14 protein-coding genes are annotated in these 17,212 nt (G+C 73.3%); 11 read left to right on the plus strand and 3 right to left on the minus strand.

What is annotated here, in order from left to right:
• Positions 1-123: 123 nt before the first annotated feature.
• Together ACFVZW_RS11470 and ACFVZW_RS11475 are read right to left on the minus strand one after the other, a co-directional pair.
• Positions 124-657 carry a hypothetical protein gene (locus ACFVZW_RS11470; RefSeq protein ID WP_384519766.1) on the minus strand — a complete coding sequence of 178 codons (534 nt, stop codon included), beginning with the start codon at positions 655-657 and terminating at the stop codon, positions 124-126.
• A gap of 258 nt (positions 658-915) precedes the next feature.
• A complete protein-coding gene (locus ACFVZW_RS11475; protein ID WP_384519773.1) occupies positions 916-1,155 on the minus strand; it encodes a chaplin in 240 nt (79 codons plus the stop codon).
• A 391-nt stretch (positions 1,156-1,546) separates the two neighbouring features.
• Between ACFVZW_RS11475 and ACFVZW_RS11480 the strand changes: the two genes are divergently transcribed.
• The 9 genes from ACFVZW_RS11480 (at position 1,547) to ACFVZW_RS11520 (ending at position 12,382) form a co-directional block, all read left to right on the plus strand.
• Positions 1,547-2,611, plus strand: a complete 1,065-nt coding sequence (locus tag ACFVZW_RS11480) for a DUF3344 domain-containing protein (RefSeq protein ID WP_384519781.1) — start codon at positions 1,547-1,549, stop codon at positions 2,609-2,611.
• 1 nt (position 2,612) lies between these two features.
• On the plus strand, positions 2,613-3,764 hold the full coding sequence (locus tag ACFVZW_RS11485; RefSeq protein ID WP_384519790.1) for a glycosyltransferase family 4 protein: 1,152 nt from the start codon (positions 2,613-2,615) through the stop codon (positions 3,762-3,764).
• On the plus strand, positions 3,761-5,179 hold the full coding sequence (locus tag ACFVZW_RS11490; RefSeq protein ID WP_384519797.1) for a sugar transferase: 1,419 nt from the start codon (positions 3,761-3,763) through the stop codon (positions 5,177-5,179). The genes ACFVZW_RS11485 and ACFVZW_RS11490 overlap by 4 nt, the downstream gene beginning before the upstream one ends.
• Positions 5,180-5,181: 2 nt before the next feature.
• Positions 5,182-6,504: an O-antigen ligase family protein gene (locus ACFVZW_RS11495; protein ID WP_384519802.1), complete on the plus strand. Its 1,323-nt coding sequence runs from the start codon at positions 5,182-5,184 to the stop codon at positions 6,502-6,504.
• 433 nt (positions 6,505-6,937) lie between these two features.
• Positions 6,938-8,659: a murein biosynthesis integral membrane protein MurJ gene (murJ, locus tag ACFVZW_RS11500; RefSeq protein ID WP_384519837.1), complete on the plus strand. Its 1,722-nt coding sequence runs from the start codon at positions 6,938-6,940 to the stop codon at positions 8,657-8,659.
• Positions 8,559-9,353, plus strand: a complete 795-nt coding sequence (locus ACFVZW_RS11505) for a polysaccharide deacetylase family protein (protein WP_384519808.1) — start codon at positions 8,559-8,561, stop codon at positions 9,351-9,353. The genes murJ and ACFVZW_RS11505 overlap by 101 nt, the downstream gene beginning before the upstream one ends.
• Entirely contained in the window at positions 9,350-10,483 is a 1,134-nt protein-coding gene (locus ACFVZW_RS11510; RefSeq protein WP_384519813.1) for a glycosyltransferase, read from the plus strand. The genes ACFVZW_RS11505 and ACFVZW_RS11510 overlap by 4 nt, the downstream gene beginning before the upstream one ends.
• Before the next feature lie 88 nt (positions 10,484-10,571).
• Positions 10,572-11,246, plus strand: coding sequence for a lipopolysaccharide biosynthesis protein (locus ACFVZW_RS11515; protein WP_384519817.1), 675 nt, complete (start codon positions 10,572-10,574; stop codon positions 11,244-11,246).
• Positions 11,243-12,382 carry a GNAT family N-acetyltransferase gene (locus tag ACFVZW_RS11520; protein WP_384519818.1) on the plus strand — a complete coding sequence of 380 codons (1,140 nt, stop codon included), beginning with the start codon at positions 11,243-11,245 and terminating at the stop codon, positions 12,380-12,382. Before ACFVZW_RS11515 ends, ACFVZW_RS11520 begins: the two co-directional genes overlap by 4 nt.
• Before the next feature lie 41 nt (positions 12,383-12,423).
• On the opposite strand, the gene ACFVZW_RS11525 is transcribed toward ACFVZW_RS11520, so the two are convergent.
• Complete coding sequence (locus tag ACFVZW_RS11525) at positions 12,424-14,223, minus strand: glycosyl hydrolase (protein ID WP_384519820.1); 1,800 nt, start codon at positions 14,221-14,223, stop codon at positions 12,424-12,426.
• A gap of 306 nt (positions 14,224-14,529) precedes the next feature.
• On the opposite strand from ACFVZW_RS11525, the gene ACFVZW_RS11530 reads away from it, so the two are divergent.
• Entirely contained in the window at positions 14,530-15,831 is a 1,302-nt protein-coding gene (locus ACFVZW_RS11530; protein ID WP_384519822.1) for an ATP-grasp domain-containing protein, read from the plus strand.
• A 14-nt stretch (positions 15,832-15,845) separates the two neighbouring features.
• Positions 15,846-17,102, plus strand: coding sequence for an NAD(P)-binding domain-containing protein (locus ACFVZW_RS11535; RefSeq protein ID WP_384519824.1), 1,257 nt, complete (start codon positions 15,846-15,848; stop codon positions 17,100-17,102).
• The last annotated feature ends 110 nt before the right edge of the window (positions 17,103-17,212 follow it).

A 17,212-nucleotide genomic window follows, 5' to 3' on the forward strand; every position in this document is an offset into this window, starting at 1 on the left:
TCTCCTCCCCCCCCCCCCCCCCGCGGGGGGGGGGGGGTTTTTTTCCCCCGTGCCCCCCCCGCCCCGGCGCGCCCGGCGGGCCCCCCCCCGCCCCCCACGGCGTGGATCGCGACGCCGCCGCCGCTAGCGGACGAGCGCCGTGACGGGGAGCGTCACAGGCAGTTCCGGCACCTCGGGTACCTCAGGCACCTCGGGGACCACCGGCACTGCGGGGATCACCGGCACCGCGGGAGCGAGGGCCGGGGGGTCGACGGGGAGGTCGACGGCCGGCGGGTCGACGGGGAGGTCGACCGGCAGGCCCGGCACAGTGACCGGCAGGCTCGGCGGATCCCCGAGGTCGGGGAGGGTCAGACCGCCGAGAACGCTGCCCAGGATCTGGTCGACCAGGGAGGTGACCTGCGGTACGACCCCGGTCACGGTGCCGGTGACCGAGGCGAGCAGCGCGGTGACCGCGTCCTGCACGGCGGCGAGGGTGTCGTCGACGACATCGGCGGGCGCGGCGACCTTGGAGCCGGTGTCGGGGAGCGGGGCCTTCGCCGCGACGGTGGCCGGGGAGGACGGGTGATGTATGTCGGCGACGGCGGGTCCCGCCGTACCGAGGGTGATGGCGGCTGATATCGCCAGGGCAGTGAGGCGGCTCGTTCCCAGGGGACGCATATGTGTTCCTTTTCCTTATGCGTCGGACAACTTCTCGGCCACCGTGCCTGCGTGGATAGCGCTCCGCAACGGGAGAACTACGGAGCGCCACACCTCCGTTCGAGTGAATCCGCCTCTCTGACCTGCTCCTCCGGGGGGCGTACGCCGTTGCACCGGGCGGCGCACGAGGGTGCGTCCGAACGAGCGGAAGGCCGGCGCGCCGCACCCCGGACGGGGCGGCGCGCCGACCTTGGAAGGGCCACGATCCGGCGTGCGAGATCAGAGGTTGGCGCAGCTGTTGCCGAAGGTCGGGTTCAGGGCGCCGATGATGCTGACGGTGTTGCCGCAGACGTTGACCGGCACGTGGACCGGGACCTGGACGACGTTGCCGGACAGGACACCCGGGGACTTCACGGCCGCACCCTCGGCGAGCGAGTCGGCGGCGGCAACGCCGGTGGCACCCGCGACGGACGCGGCGACACCCACGGACAGGACTACAGCCTTCGCGATACGGGACATGGAGAAGCGCTCCTCGATTGTGTTCAGACCACTCAGACCAGAGGGTCGGCGCGGACGGTTTCGTCCGACTCCTTCAACAACGCGCCTGCCATTCATCGGTTGCTCTCCCGAACGAGTGACGTTCAACCGATCTTTGGGCCATAGGAGGGCCATTCGAGCGAGTGGGCCGGGAATGGCGCAACACGCACAACGAGGAACCTGCCCCACGGATACGGGAGTTAGCGTTTCCGAGCATCTAATGCGTACTATCGCCCGGCGCCGGGGTTATAACGTTCCCGAACGTTGCTTTCGGTCCGGCCGCGCGTTCACTCATTTCGTACGGCCGACACCTCCCTCTCCCCCGGTCCTCACGGGTCTTCCCTTCTCTCTCTCATCAAAGCGGAGAACCTGTATGCGGAATTCAGCGATTCTTGCTGTGCGCCGCGGTCTGTTGTGCGCCCTGTCGTGTGCGGCCCTGTCCGCCGCGCTGCCGGCCGCCGCCGCCGCGCCCCCACCCAAAGAAGCCCCCCGCGTCCCCTTCGCTCAGCGCTACCAGGCGGTGCAGCACGGCGGGATCGTCCGCGCCGCCAACACATCGGCCACGGCGGCCAAGGGCGCCAAGGGCTCCGGAGTGCGCAACGACGGCTACGCCATCGGATACGTCGACGTCGACACCGATCCCAACACCTACAACTCCAGCCGTGCCGAGCTCCGGATCCCCGAGGGTTCCCGGGTCAGCTACGCCCGTCTCTACTGGGGCGGGAACCTGCGGGTCGGCGAGCAGAAGCCGCACAAGGACAACGGCCGGGTCCTGATCGCCGAACCGGGGGGCTCGTACAAGCCGGTCCTGGCGGACACCACCATCGGGCACCGCACGGCCGACGGCGCCGACGCCTTCCAGGCGTCCGCGGACGTCACCGACCTCGTCCGCTCCGCCGACTCCGGGCTGTGGACCGTGGCCCAGGTCAATGTGGCGATGGGCAGGTCCGCGGTCGGCGGCTGGGGTGGCTGGACGCTGGTCGTCGCTTACGAGAACAAGGAGGAGCCGCTGCGCAGGCTGGCGGTCTGGGACGGCTTCGAAACCCTCGGGCCGCATACCGGACCCGTGCGCGTCGCGCTCTCCGACAGCGCTATTCCGAGGGGTTCGGGCGGACAACTCGGCATGGTCGCCTATGACGGCGACCGGGGTACTTCCGGGGATTACCTCGCGGTGGAAACGGGCCGGTCGAAGACGTTTCTGCTCTCCGATTACGCCAATTCCGCGGGCGACGTGATGAACTCCAGCATCACCGATTCCGGAGCCGGTCGGATCGAACGACTTCCCGATCATCGGAACACCCTGGGGTACGACTCCGACGTCTTCGATCTGGAGGGTGCGCTGCGCCATGGGGCCGAACGTCTCCACGTCCGCTTCGACTCGCGGCAGGACACCGTCTGGCTCGGAGCGCTCTTCCTCCAGGCGGACGTCGGACACTGACGTGCTGTCGCCACAGGAGTCCGACTCCTCTTCCTTCAGCGTGCTCCATGCGGTCCAGCCCGGTGACGGCGGTGTCGCCCGGGTCGTCACCGACCTGGTCCGCGCCCAGCTCGCCGCCGGGTGGCGGGTCGCCGTCGCCTGCCCGCCCGGTACCCCGCTCGCCGCGGCTGTCCGGGCCGAGGGCGCGGGGCTGTACGCATGGCGGGCGGGTCGCGATCCCGGCCCGCGTCTGGTCCGGGAGACCCGCGACCTCGCCCGGCTGATCCGTACGGTCGGCCCCGCGCTCGTCCATGCGCACAGCGCCAAGGCGGGGCTGTGCGCCCGACTGGCCCTGCGCGGACGGATCCCGACGGTGTATCAGCCCCACGCCTGGTCCTTCGAGGCGGTCGAAGGACCGGTCGCCGCGCTGGCCCTGCGCTGGGAGCGCCTCGCGGCACGCTGGACGCGGCGGATCATCTGCGTCAGTGACGCGGAACGGCGCACCGGCGAGGGGGCGGGCGTCCGGGCCGCCTGGTCGGTCATCCACAACGGCGTGGACGTGACGAGGTTCGCCGCCGACGCGTCGGACGGCATCGCCGACGCTTCCACCGGCGGACCCCTCGTCGTGTGTGTGGGGCGGCTCTGCCGGCAGAAGGGGCAGGACGTGCTGCTCGCCGCCTGGCCGGCCGTCCTCGCCGAGGTCCCGACGGCCCGGCTCGTCCTGGTCGGTGACGGACCGGACGGCGAGCGGCTGCGGGCCTCGGCGCCGGATTCGGTGCGGTTCGCCGGGGCCGTCGACGACACCGCGCCCTGGTACCGGGCGGCCGATCTGGTCGTGCTGCCGTCCCGTTGGGAGGGCATGGCGCTGGCGCCCCTGGAGGCCATGGCGAGCGGCCGGCCGGTCGTGGTCAGCGATGTGGACGGGGCGCGCGAGAGCCTGCCGCCCGGCCACGAACCCCTGTGCCTGGTCCCGCCCGAGGACCCGGCCGCGCTCGCCGCCGCCGTCGGCCGCCTTCTCGGCGGGCCGGAGTTGCGGCGGTCCCTGGGCCGCCAGGCCCACGAGCACGTACTCAGCAGATTCGATGTGCGGCGCACCGGCGCGGCCGTCGCGGACGTGTACCGCGAGCTGGCCGTAGTGCGGTGCACCGAGCACAGAGAGCCGATTTCGTCGTGACTACGGAAAGCACCAGCGTCCCCTCCTCGACGAGCCAGGGCCATGCGCCGGGACTCGCCTCCCTCGGACCGCAGCGCGGCACGTCGGACCGGCTCGCGCTGCCGCCACGCCGGCCCGCGACGATGCGTACGGCAGCCGTACCGCTGATCGCGGCCGACTCTCTGGCCGTGCTGCTCGCCGCCGCGCTGCTGCCCGAGCCGCACCGCGAACTCCGGCTGCTCCTGCTGGTCGCCGGCGGAGTCCTCGTGCTCAACGGATTCGCGGGGCTCCACCGGCCCGGCGCCCTCACCTCCGCACTGGACGAACTGCCCGCGCTCGCCGCCCGCGCGGCGGTCGCCTGGTGTGTCGCGGCGGCCGTCGTCGCCGCGTTCACGCCCGCTCTGGCGATCGGCCCGGGCGCGCTCTGCACCGCGGTCGCCACGCATCTCGTCGCCGTGTGCGCGGTTCGCGGGGCCGTGCATGCGCGCAGGCGCCGTACGGCCCGGACGCATCCGCGGTCGGCGCTGGTCGTCGGCGCGCCCGCCGCCGCGCGCCGGTTCGCGGCGGCGGTGGCGCAGCACCCGGAGTACGGCATCCGGCCGGTCGGGATCGTCGGTTCGCGGCCGGACGGGGAGCCCGGTCTCCCGGTCCTGTCCTCGCCGGAGGAGATCCACCGGGCGGTCATCCAGAACACGGTGCGCGACGCCGTCTTCCTGACCGACGACAGCGGTCTGGTGACGCTCTTCCAGCACTACGGCTGCACCACCTGGCGGGTGGGGGGCGAGCTCCAGGACGGGCCGATGGGCGACCATCTGTGGGGGTACGGCTGCCGCCGGATCGTCCCACCCGGCGAGCGCCGCGGGCTGACCGTGAAGCGCGCGCTCGACATCGTCCTGGCGGGCCCCGCGCTGGCCCTGGCCCTGCCCGTGCTGCTGCTGTGCGCGCTGGCGGTCCGGCTGTCCGACGGGCCCGGGGTGCTCTTCCGCCAGGAGCGGGTGGGGCAGCACGGGCGGCTGTTCACGCTGCTGAAGTTCCGTACGCTGCGCCCGGCCGACGAGACCGAGTCGGCGACCCGGTGGAGCGTCGCCGACGACCGGCGGATGAGCGCGGCCGGCAACTTCCTGCGGCGCAGCTCGTTGGACGAGCTGCCGCAGCTGTGGAACGTACTGCGCGGGGACATGAGCCTGGTCGGGCCCCGGCCCGAACGGCCTTACTTCGTCGCGCAGTTCAGCCGGATCCACGCCGGTTACGCGGACCGGCACCGGATGCCGGTCGGGCTGACCGGCCTGGCGCAGGTGCACGGGCTGCGGGGCGACACCTCGATCGAGGACCGCTGCCGCTTCGACAACCACTACATCGATCACTGGTCGCTCTGGCAGGACGTCCGCATTCTGCTGCGGACCGCGGCCGGGCTGGTCCGACCGGCGGGGAGCTGATGATGGCGACGGCCGTGACGGTGCCGATGGCGACGGCGGTGGAGCGGTGGGAGGTACGGGACTGGGCCCGCAGGGCCTGGTCCCTCTCCCCCGTCCTGGCGGTGATCGCGCTGCTGCTCGTGCCGGCGGCCGGCGGCTCGGAGGGCGGCACCGGGGGGACGGGAGGTCTCGCGGACGCGGCCTCGGGCCTGCTCGTGCTGATCTGTCTGGTGCGGGTGCTGCGCAGCGGCGCCCGGCCGTTGACCCGGGGTGCGGCGGTCGTGATCGGGCTGCCGGTCCTCGGGATCTGTCTGGCGGCGATCACGTCGAGCGACCCGGCGGCGAGCCTGCCGGGGGTGGCGCGCTACCTCCAGGTCTTCGTGCTCGTCCCGGCGGCCGTGCTGCTGATGATCCGCGACCGGCGGGACTTCGCGCTCGTCGCGTGGGCGCTGGTCGGTCTGGCGCTGCTCCAGGGTGCCGTCGGGGTCACGCAGTACCTGACCGGCACGGGCGCGTCGTACATGGGCGAGGACATCCGTGCGGTGGGGACCTTCGGGCCGACGGATGTGATGGGGATGGCGACGGTCGTCTCGTACGGCCTCGTCATCGTCACCGGGATCGCGCTGGGCAGCGGGCGGGGGCGGGTCCGTACGGCCGCACTGGTCTGCGCGGGTCTGCTGTTCCTGCCGCTGGTGCTCTCCTTCAGCCGGGGCGCGTGGATCGCGACGGTCCTGGCGATCGCGATCCAGCTGGTGCTGTCGGGGCTGCGGCGGGCGGGGCGGGTGGCGCTGGTGACGGGCGCGCTCGCGGTGGTCCTGGTGGGTGGCCTCGGTGTCGGGTCGGCGATGGTGAAGGAGCGGGTCACCAGCATCACTCAGGTGGCGGGCGCGCCGGACCAGTCGGTGACGGACCGGTACACGATGTGGGCGGCGGCGGGGCGGATGTGGCGCTCGGACCCGCTGACCGGCGTGGGCCTGAAGGGTTTCCCGGCGTACCGCGACTCCAACGCCTCGCTCGCGCTGTCGTCGGGCAGCGACACGGCGGGCGCGGGGGCGCTGTTCCGGCGTCAGCCGCTGCTGTCCCCGCACAACATGTATCTGCTGGTGATCAGCGAGCAGGGTCTGGTGGGCCTCCTCGCCCTCGCGGGCAGCTGGACGGCGCTGCTGGTGGGGGCGTTGCGGCGGCGGGCGTGGGGTGCGGACTGCGCGCTGATCGCGATCGGCCTGCTGTCGTGGCAGCTCATCGACTTCTTCTACGCGGACATCGGCGGGCCCTCCACGGTCCTGATGTCGGTCGTGTTCGGCCTCGCGGCGTGGTGGTCGCTGTCGGCGGTGAAGCGTGCGTGACCCCTGGGGCGGGGAGCCGGAGTCCACGGACCGCGTGCGGCATCCGGAGAGCCCCGACCGGGGGTCGGGGGCGGAGGATCCCGGGGGATGGGTGTGGCCGCACGCGGACCCGTGGTCCTTGACCGACCACTCGACGGCCCCGACGCCCGCCGGCGGCTGGCGCTGGGCCGGCACGGCCGCCCCCGCCCCGGCGGCGGGGACGCGGGCCGGAGCCTGGCCCGGGGCGGCCCCGGCGGCAGGGACGCACCCCGCCGCGACGGGGTGGCGCCCGCACAGCGGGGCACCGGCCACGGTCGGCCGGGCGGCGGACGGCGTCCCGATCGGGGCCCGGGCCGGAGCGGCGACGGCCGGCGGAACACCGTACGGCCCGGCCGACACGCCCTCGACCGCGGGTTCGGCCCACGCGGGACACCACGCGGAACGGACGCGGCGGCTGCGGCCCACCGGCGCCGGGGAGCGGTTCTCCACGCCGCAGCGTGGCGCGCATGCGCGGCGGGCCGGGCAAGAGCGTTCCGCCTCCGGCAGGTTCCTCGCGCGGGCCGCCGCCGTGACCGCCGGGCTCACGGCCGCGGGGGCGGTGCTCGGGCTCGTGCGGGACCAGATCCTGGCGCACTTCTTCGGCGCGGGCGCCGAGACCGACGCGTTCCTGGTCGCCTGGACCGTGCCCGAGTTCGCCTCGACGCTGCTCATCGAGGACGCGATGGCGCTGATCCTGGTGCCCGCGTTCAGCCGCGCGCTGGCGCGGCGCGGCGGCAGCCTCTTCGGCGACCCCGTCCGTTCCCTCGTACGCTCCACGCTGCCCCGGCTGGCACTCGCCATGAGCGCCCTCGCCGGACTCCTGGTCCTCGCCGCGCCGGCCCTCGTCGGCGCGCTGGCGCCCGGTCTCCCCGACCCTCGGCTCGCCGTCGACTGCACGCGGCTGACCGCGACCTGTGTGCTGACGTTCGCGCTCGCGGGCTACTGCTCCGCCGCCCTGCGCGCGCACGGCTCCTTCCTTCCGCCCGCCGCGATCTACGTCGCGTACAACGTCGGCATCATCGGCACGATCCTGGTGCTGCGCGAGCCCTTCGGCGTGCGGGCGGCCGCCGCCGGGGTCGCCGTCGGGGGCGCGCTGATGGTGGCGGTCCAGGCGCCGTATCTGATCCGGGAGCTGCGCGGAAGGCCCGTACCGAAGGGGGAGGCACCGGCCGGTGACGGCGGCCGGCTCCTCGTGCTCGGGCTCATCGCCCCCGTCATCGCCTTCGCCGTCTCCCGCCAGTCCCAGATCCTCATCGAGCGCTTCCTCGCCTCGCCGCTGCCCGCGGGCGCCATCTCGCATCTGAACTACGCGCAGAAGGTCGCGCAGATGCCGATGATCCTCTCCCTGATGCTGTGCACGGTCAGCTTCCCGGTCGTCGCCCGCGCCATGGCGGCGGGCGACGAGGACGGCGCCCGCCGCCGCGTCGAGCGGGACCTGTTCCTCGCCGCCGTCGTCGTCCTCATCGGCACGTCGGTCGTGATCGCCGCCGCCCCGCAGATCGTCGAACTCCTCTTCCAGCGCGGTGCCTTCGACTCCGACGACACCGCCGCGACCGCCGCCGTGATGCGGGTCTACGCCCTCGGCCTGCTCGGCCAGACGACGGTCGGCACCCTGGTCCGCTGCTACTTCTCCGCCGCCCACCCGCTCTGGTACCCGGCCGCCGCCATGGCCGCCGGTCTCGTCCTCACCGCCGCGGCCGGCGTGCCCGGCGCCGCGCTGTGGGGCGCCGTCGGGATCGCCGCCGCCAACGCCCTCGGCATCACGCTGACCGCGGTGATGCTGCTGCTCGGCGCCCGCCGCCAGGCCATCCCGGTCCGTATCCGCTACCTCGGGGAAGGGCTGCTGCGACTGGCCACCGCAGCCGCCTGGGCCACCGCGGCCGGCTGGCTCTGCTCCCTGTGGATCGGGCCCCCGCTCCTCTCCCTCACCGTCGCCGCCCTCATCGCCGTCTCGGTCTTCCTGCTCTTCGTCGCCTGCGCCGCCAACGCGCCGGACATCCCACCCCTCACCCGCACCGCATCACGAAGGCTCGCCCATGCCCGCTGCCACGGCGCCCCGCGCCGCGATTCGTCGACTGCTGCCGAAGCCGCCCCCATGGGTGGTGATGTACCACTCGATCGCCGACACCACGGATGATCCGTACCGGGTGACGGTCTCTCCCGTCCGCTTCGCGCGGCAGCTGCACTGGCTGAACGACCGGGGGCTGCGCGGCGTGTCCGTGCGCGAGCTGCTCGCCGCGACCGCCGCAGGCCGGGGCAGGGGGCTCGTCGGCCTCACCTTCGACGACGGGTACGCCGACTTCCTCGAATCGGCCCTCCCGCTGCTGCGCCGCCACGACTTCACCGCCACCGTCTACGTCCTGGCCGGCCGCCTCGGCGGCGAGAACGCCTGGGACGCCGACGGCCCGCGCAAGCCGCTGCTGACGGAGGACGGGGTCCTGCGCGTGGCCGAGGCCGGCATGGAGATCGGTTCGCACGGGCTGCGGCACGTCTCCCTCCCCGCCCTCGACGACGAGGCCCTCGCCGAGGAGACCCGGCGCAGCCGCGACCTCCTGGAGGACATCACCGGCACGACGGTGGACGGCTTCTGCTACCCGTACGGGGACGTCGACGCCCGTTCGGTCCAGGCGGTGCGCGACGCGGGCTACCGCTACGGCTGCGCCATCTCCCCCGGCCCGCTGACCTGTGCCCACGCGCTGCCCCGGATCCACGTCGGCGAGCAGGACACCTCCTGGCGGCTCACCGCCAAGCGCGTCCTGCACCCGCTGCGCCGCCGGCCCACGGCCCCGGTCCCCGCACCGGTCCTGCCGGCCGGGGCGGAGGTCTCATGAAGGTCCTGCACATCATCACCGGTCTCGGGATCGGCGGCGCCGAGCAGCAACTCCGGCTGCTGCTGCGCCATCTGCCGGTACGGAGCGAGGTCGTCACGCTCACCAACCCGGGCACCGTCGCGAACGGCATCGTGGCCGACGGCGTGCCGGTCGTCCATCTCGGCATGACCGGCAACCGGGACCTCGGCGCGCTGCCCCGGCTCGCGGGGATCGTCCGCCGGGGCCGCTACGACCTCGTCCACACCCACCTGTACCGGGCCTGTGTGTACGGCAGGATCGCCGCCCGGCTCGCCGGGGTCCGCGCGGTCCTCGCCACCGAACACTCCCTCGGCGACACCCAGATCGAGGGCAGGCCGCTCTCCGCCGGCACCCGGGCCCTCTACCGGGCCACCGAGCGGCTCGGCACCTCCACGGTCGCGGTCTCGCCCAGCGTCGCCCGTCGGCTGGAGAAGTGGGGCGTGGCCCCCTCCCGTATCCATGTCGTCCCGAACGGCATCGAGCGGGACCGGTTCGGCCATGACGAGGACGTGCGGCGGATGACGAGGAAGGTGCTCGGGCTGCCGCAGGACGCCTTCGTCGTCGGCGGAGTGGGGCGGCTCGCGCCGGGGAAGCGCTTCGACCGGCTCGTCCGTGCGGTCGCGGCCGTGCCGGAGGCGCGGCTGCTGCTGGTCGGGGAGGGCGAGGAGCGCGAGCGGCTGCTCGCCGTGGCGCGGGAGTGCGGGGCGGGCGACCGGGTCCTCCTCGCGGGCGCCTGCGAGGACCCGCCGTCCGTGACGTCCGCCGGTCCCGGCCTGCCCTCGCTCCTCGCGGCGATGGACGCCTTCGTCTCCACCTCCCCCGACGAGTCCTTCGGGCTCGCGGTCGTCGAGGCGCTCGCAGCCGGCCTTCCGGTGCTCTACGTGGCCTGCCCGGCGATCGACGACCTGCCGCCGGACGCGGCTCCGGGGGCGCGACGGATCGGCCCGTCCGTACCCGAACTGGTCTCGGCGTTGCGCGGCATCCGGGACGCCCGCCTCGCCCGGCTGCCGCAGCCCGAGGCCGCGCGCCGCTACGACATCGCGCACAGCGCCCAGCAGTTGATGTCCCTCTACGAACAGGCCGTCCACGGCACCCCTCTCCTCACGAAGTGAGACACCCATGAGCCCCAGCTCAAGCTCCAGCCCCAGTTCCATGAGCCCCCTGAGTCCCAGCCCGCTCTCCCGACCACGGTCGCCCCTCATGAAGGCGCTGCGCACCCCCCGCCGATCGTGGGTGCTGCCCGCCTCCGTGCTGATCGGCGCCACGCTCGGCGGCGGGTACGGGGCGCTGAAGGCACCCGAGTACGCGGCGACGAGCTACGTCATCGTGGTCCCCGGCGAGAAGTCCGACCCGGCGGCCGCGCTCGGCTTCGCCCAGGCGTACGGGCGGGTCGCCACCGACATCGCGGTGACCGGCGACGCACAGGTGTGGGCCGGGGTCTCCGCCCAGACCCTGCGGTCGAGCGTGCAGGCGGCGACCTCGCCGGACGCGCCGATGATCTCCATCACGGCGCGGGCGGCGAAGCCGGGCCGGGCCGTCTCGATGGCGGACGGTGTCGCCCGCGCGCTGGTCCTCAACAGCTCGCACGTCGCCGGGAGCACGGGCGTGAAGGTCGTCCAGTTCTCCCGGGCGACCCGGCCGGTGGCCCCGGTCTCGCCCTCCGCCCCGCTGTCCGCGCTGGTCGGCGGCTGCGCGGGCGGTCTGCTGGGCGGTCTGGTGCTGCTGGTGCGGCCCAAGCGCGCGGGACGTACGGAGAGCGGGGCGGAGGCGCGTTCGGAGGTACGTGCCGAGGCAGGGAACTCCCGGCAGACCTCGTCCGCCGCCGTTCCCGGCCCGGCGGGCGCCCAGCACCAGCCGGAACCGGAGGCGGTGTGAACCTGAGCGGGCTGAGCACGCATATCTGCCGGGACGGCGAGGAGTTCGGCCGGCTCGGCGAGCGCTGGGCGTCGCTGTACGCCCGCTGTTCCACGGCCACCCCGTTCCAGTCCCACTCCTGGCTGCACTCCTGGTGGGTGTCGTACGGCCGGCCGGGGGCGCTGCGCGTGGTCCTCGTACGGCGGCAGGACGGCGAACTGGTCGCGGCGGCACCACTGATGCGGGCCCACGGCCCGCTCCCGGTCCTCACCCCGCTCGGCGGCTCGATCACGGACTTCACCGACGTCCTGCTGGACGACGCGTGCCCCGAGGCGGCGCCCGCGTTGGCCGTGGCACTGGCCCGGGCGGCACGCGGCGCGGTGGTCGACCTGCGCGAGGTACGCCCCGGGGCGGCCGCCGAGCGGGTCTTCGCCCGCTGGCGGGGCCCGCGCCGGCGGCTGGCCGACTCGCTCTGCCTGGAGCTGCCCGCGGTGCCGATGGACGCCCTGCTCGAACGGATTCCGTCGAACAAGGCCCAGCGCGTGCGCGCCAAGCTGCGCAAGCTGGACGCGCTCGGCATCGACGAGCGCGTCGTGCCCGGCGAGGAGGTGCCCGCCGCCCTCGACCGGCTGCTGAGACTTCATCAGCTCCAGTGGCAGGGGCGGGGCGTGACCGTCGAGCACACCAGCGACCGGTTCGCGCAGCATCTGGCGCGGGCGGTGCGGCCGATGGTCGAGCGCGGGGACGCCCGGGTGACCGAGTTCCGGCTCGCGGGCGACGTCGTGGCGGCCGATCTGACGCTGATGTCGCCGCGGCTCGCGGGCGGCTATCTGTACGGCGCCGATCCGGTGCTGCGCGCGCGGAAGATCGACGTGGCGACGATGCTGCTGCGCCACGGGGCGCGGGAGACGAGTGCGAGCGGGCGGGCGACGCTGAGCATGTTGCGCGGCACCGAACCGTACAAGCAGCACTGGCGTCCGGAGACCGTTCCCAACCAGCGGCTGATGCTGGCGGGGCGGGGTGCGGCCCCGGTGCTGTGGCTGTGGGCGGGTGCGGCGGACGGACGGCGCTGGGCGGCCCGGCAGGCGCGGGAGCGGGCCTGGGTGGGGCGGGCGCTCGGACGGCTGCCGGGACGGGCGAACGGCGGAGGAGGATGAGTTCCTCCGCCGCCGCGGGGTCCGGCCGGGTCCTTCGGTGATCAGAAGGGCCAGGAGTCGCTGTCGAGGATGTCCTCCCAGCTGTCGTTGGTGTCGGCGTCGTCGTCCATCAGGCTTTGCTTCCAGTCGACCTTGGGCACGCAGACCGGGCCGCCGATCCAGCTCTCCACCCACGAACCGAGGTTCACGGTCCAACAGTTCGGCGCGGGCTTGGGAAGCTCGGGCTTCGGCACCGGCTTGGTCGGGACTTCCGGCTTCGGCACCGGCTTCGTCGGAACCTCGGGCTTCGGCACCGGCTTCGTCGGAACCTCGGGCTTCGGCTCGGGCAGGGTCGGGACCTCCGGCTTGGGCACCGGCAGGGTCGGAACCTCCGGCTTGGGCACCGGCAGGGTCGGAACCTCCGGCTTCGGCACCGGCAAGGTCGGAACCTCCGGCTTCGGCTCGGGCAGCGTCGGAACCTCCGGCTTCGGCACCGGCAAGGTCGGAACCTCCGGCTTCGGCACCGGCTTCGTCGGAACCTCCGGCTTCGGCACCGGCTTCGTCGGAACCTCCGGCTTCGGCACCGGCAAGGTCGGGACTTCCGGCTTCGGTTCCGGCAGGGTCGGAACCTCGGGCTTCGGCTCGGGCAGCGTCGGAACCTCCGGCTTCGGCACCGGCAAGGTCGGAACCTCGGGCTTCGGCACCGGTTTCGTCGGAACCTCCGGCTTCGGCACCGGCAGCGTCGGAACCTCCGGCTTCGGCACCGGCAAGGTCGGGACTTCCGGCTTCGGCACCGGCTTCGTCGGAACCTCCGGCTTCGGCACCGGCAGCGTCGGAACCTCGGGCTCGGTGGGCAGCTCCGGCACCTCAGGCTCCACCGGCACCCCAGGCTCGACCGGAATCTCAGGCTCCACCGGCACCTCGGGCTCGACCGGGATCTCCGGTTCGACCGGCACCTCGGGCTCCGTCGGGAGCTCGGGCTCGATCGGTACCTCCGGCACCTCCGGCACCACGCCGTACAGCATCTGCCGGAACACCTTCGCCGACTTCGGATTGTCGTCGCACTGCCAGACGCCGTGCGGGCAGTAGTCGGTGATCGTGTGATACAGCGGCTTGTGCTTGTTCATCCATTCGAGCATCCGCCGCATGTACGTGACGTTGTCGCCGTTCCGGAAGAGCCCCCATTCCGGATAGGAGATCTCCTTGCCGTGCTCGGCGGCGAAATCCACCTGCTTCTGCAGCCCGTACGGTTCGCTGATGTGCTGGTCGAAACTGGCACCCGGCGGCTGGTCGTACGAGTCCATGCCGATGATGTCGACGACGCTGTCACCCGGATAGCATTCCGTCCACGGAATGGCGTCCCGCCCCCGGCTCGGGTTGAAGTCGAAGCGGAACTCCTGTCCCGGAACGGATCGCATGGCGGTGACGATCCGATTCCAGTACTTCTTCCACGACTTGGGATCGGGTGCGCACCGGTGCGTGTACGTGGTGCCGTTCATCTCCCAGCCGAGGACGATGACGGTGTCGGCCGCGTTCAGGTCGACCAGGCGCTTCGCCAGGGTCCGGAAGTGGTGGTCGTAGTACCCCGCCGCTCCGAGCTGGAGCTGGCGGCGGACCTCGCGGTCGGAGACGCCGGCCTCGTTCCGCTCCAGCATCGGCACGTTCAGCACGAACAGCCGGTCGGTCTGCTCGTTGCGCCAGTCCGCCCAGGCGTTCAGGAAGCCCGGAGCGCCTTCGATGTTCGACCAGCGATCCCCCGGGAGGTAGGTGTGGCCGACGCGGAGCTCCCGCCCGCCGAGCCATCGCTCCAACTGGCCGATCCGGCCGACGCCGACGGGTCCGGATGCGAGAAACGCGCCCATTGCCGTGGACAGAGTCGGTTCGGGGTCCCGTGTCGTTACGGATTCGGCGGCGTGAGCTGGAGAGGACAGCACGACTGAACCTGAGGCAAGGAGACCTGCGGTGAACACCCCCAGCCACACACTCGAAGTCTTCCGCTTTCGGTGGGCCATGGCCACTCCTTCACGATTCGCGCCGCTTGATGGTCCGTCAGTCGGATACTCCGAAAGTATTCCTAATGAGCCGACCGTGAACGCAGCAGCGATCTGATCAGTAGTCCATTGGTGTATTTCATCGCCCAGTTGGGGCACTCGAGATGAAGGAATGGCGTGCCGAGCTTTGACACCCGCGTCCCCGCAGTCCTCGTGCGGCTCGATCGGAACCCTTTTCATCACGGCACGCTCGGCGCCGCGCGCTCCCTGGGAAGAGCGGGAATCCCGGTCCACGCGGTCCTCGAATCGCTCACGAGCCCCGCCGCCCGCTCCCGGTACGTCCACGGTGTCCACCTCCGCCCGGACACCACCTCGCCCGACGACGAGGCCGACGCCCTCGCCCGGCGGCTCCTGCGGCTCGCCGAGGAGGTGCGGGCGCCCGCGCTCCTCGTTCCGCTGGACGACATCAGCGCCCTGGCACTGGCCGCGCACCGCACCGAACTGACGGACCGGTACCTCCTGCCCGACCAGTCCTCGGAGCAGCTCGTCCGCGTCGCCGACAAGGCCGAACTCGCCGAGACCTGTCGCGCCCTGTCCCTCCCCCACCCCCGTACCGAAATCCCCACGAGCGCCGACGAGGCGGCCGTCATGGCCTGGTCGCTCGGACTGCCGGTCGTGACCAAGTGGAGCCGCCCCTGGCTGCTTCCGCCCGGGACGGGGCTGCGCAGCACCTCGATCGCGCGTTCACTGGCCGAGGTGCGCGCGCTGTTCGCCCGCACCGGGGAGGCGGGCAGCAGGCTGCTGCTCCAGCGGCTCCTGCCTCCCGGTCGGGATCTGGACTGGTTCTGCCACGGGTACGCGGACTCCGACGGCGGCTGCGCGGCCCGGGCCACCGGGCTCAAGGAGCGGTCGTGGCCGGACGGGGCCGGGCTCACGGCCGTCGGCCGCTGGGCGGCGAACCCGATGGTCGAGCGGATGACCGGCGACCTGCTGGCCGCGCTCGGCTACCGGGGCGTGTTCGACCTGGACTTCCGGCTCGACCGCTCCACCGGCGCGTACCACCTGCTCGACTTCAACCCCCGCCCCGGCGCCCAGTTCCGGCTCTTCGCCGACGGGGACGGCCTCGATGTCGTCCGCGCGATGCACCTGGACCTGACCGGGCGTCCGGTCCCGGCGCACACCCCCGCGTACGGACGCCGCTTCGTGGTCGAGAACTACGCGGCGCTGTCCGTGCTCGCCTCGCCCCGCCGCCGGTACGCCACGGAGCCCGACGCCCCGCACGCGGGCACGGAGACGGCCTGGTTCGCCGCCGACGATCCGGCCCCCACGCTCTCGATGGCCCGCGCCTGGCTCCTGCACGTCCTGCGCAAGGGCCTGGTGACGTTCCGTCGACTCCTCCGGTCCGGCCGCCCACGCGGTGCGACCGTCGTGTCGCCACCGGCGGCCCGTACCCCCTCCAGCCAGATGAACCGACGTTGAGGACGGAAGGCACGATGTACGACCTGGTCATTGTCGGAGCCGGACCCTATGGACTGTCCGTGGCCGCCCATGCGGCCGCCCACGGGCTGAACCTGCGGACCTTCGGCCGCCCGATGGAGTCCTGGCATGCCATGCCCTCGGGCATGTTCCTGAAGTCCGAGCCCTGGGCCTCCCATCTCTCCGACCCGGCCGGCGCGTACGGGCTCGACGCCTACGCGATCACCCGGGGCGTCCGCGCCGAGCACGGAGTCCCCCTGCCGGTCGGCTTCTTCGCCGCGTACGGCGACTGGTTCGCCCGACAGGCCGTCCCCGCGCTCGACGAGCGCCTGATCGCCTCCGTCGCACCGCGCGCCGAGGGGTTCGAGGTGGTCACGGAGGACGGCGAGACCCTCCGTACGCGGACCGTGGCGCTGGCCGTCGGTGTCCTGCCGTTCATGGAGATCCCCGGGCCCCTGCGCGGACTTCCGCGCCGGTACGTCACCCACAGCAGCCACCACGGGGAGCTGGACGGCTTCGCCGGTCGCGACGTCACCGTCGTCGGCGCCGGCCAGGCCGCCCTGGAGACGGCCGTGATCCTCACCGAACAGGGGGCGGACGTCCGGATCCTCGCCCGCTCGGACCGGCTGAACTGGAACACCCTCCCGCCCGCCCTCGACCGCGGTCCGTGGCAGTCGCTGCGCGCCCCGCACACGGGCCTGGGCTGCGGCTGGCACAACCGGCTGTACGCGGAGACTCCCGGGCTCTTCCGGCGGCTGCCGGCCCCCACCCGCGAGCGCATCTTCGACTCGGCGCTCGGCCCGGCGGGCGCGTGGTGGCTGCGCGAAAGGTTCGCCGCGGTGGGCGACGTACGCCTCGGGCGGCACATCGTGTCGGCGGCCCCCACCGGGGACGACCGGCTGCGGCTGGAGGTGGCCGGGCCGGAGGGGACGACCGTCCTGGAGACCGACCATGTCATCGCGGCGACCGGGTTCGCGCCGAGCCTGGCGCGGGCGGAGGTGCTGGAGCCCGAGCTACGCGGATCGCTGCGTACGGTCGGCACGGGCGGGGCGCCGGAGGTGGGGGCGCTGTTCGAGTCCTCGCGGCCCGGTCTGTTCCTCGCGGGACTGCTGACGGCTCCGTCGTACGGCCCGTCGATGCGGTTCGTGTTCGGCGCCGACTACACGGCGGGGCGCCTTGTGCGGGGCGTACGGCAGCGGTTGCGGGCGAACGCGCGCGGCACGGTCGGTCGTCCGCGTACGGGCGACGAGCGGACGCCGGCCGGCCGGGCATGACGAAGGGCGGGGGGGGGGCGGCGGGGGGGGGGCCCCCCCCGCGCGGCGCGCGCAGGCTGGCGGGCGCGGGGTTTGGCGCGCGCAGGGTGTGTGATAGAATGGGGGGCTCC

This window comes from Streptomyces sp. NPDC059567 (genome assembly GCF_042735655.1).
GTDB lineage: Bacteria > Actinomycetota > Actinomycetes > Streptomycetales > Streptomycetaceae > Streptomyces.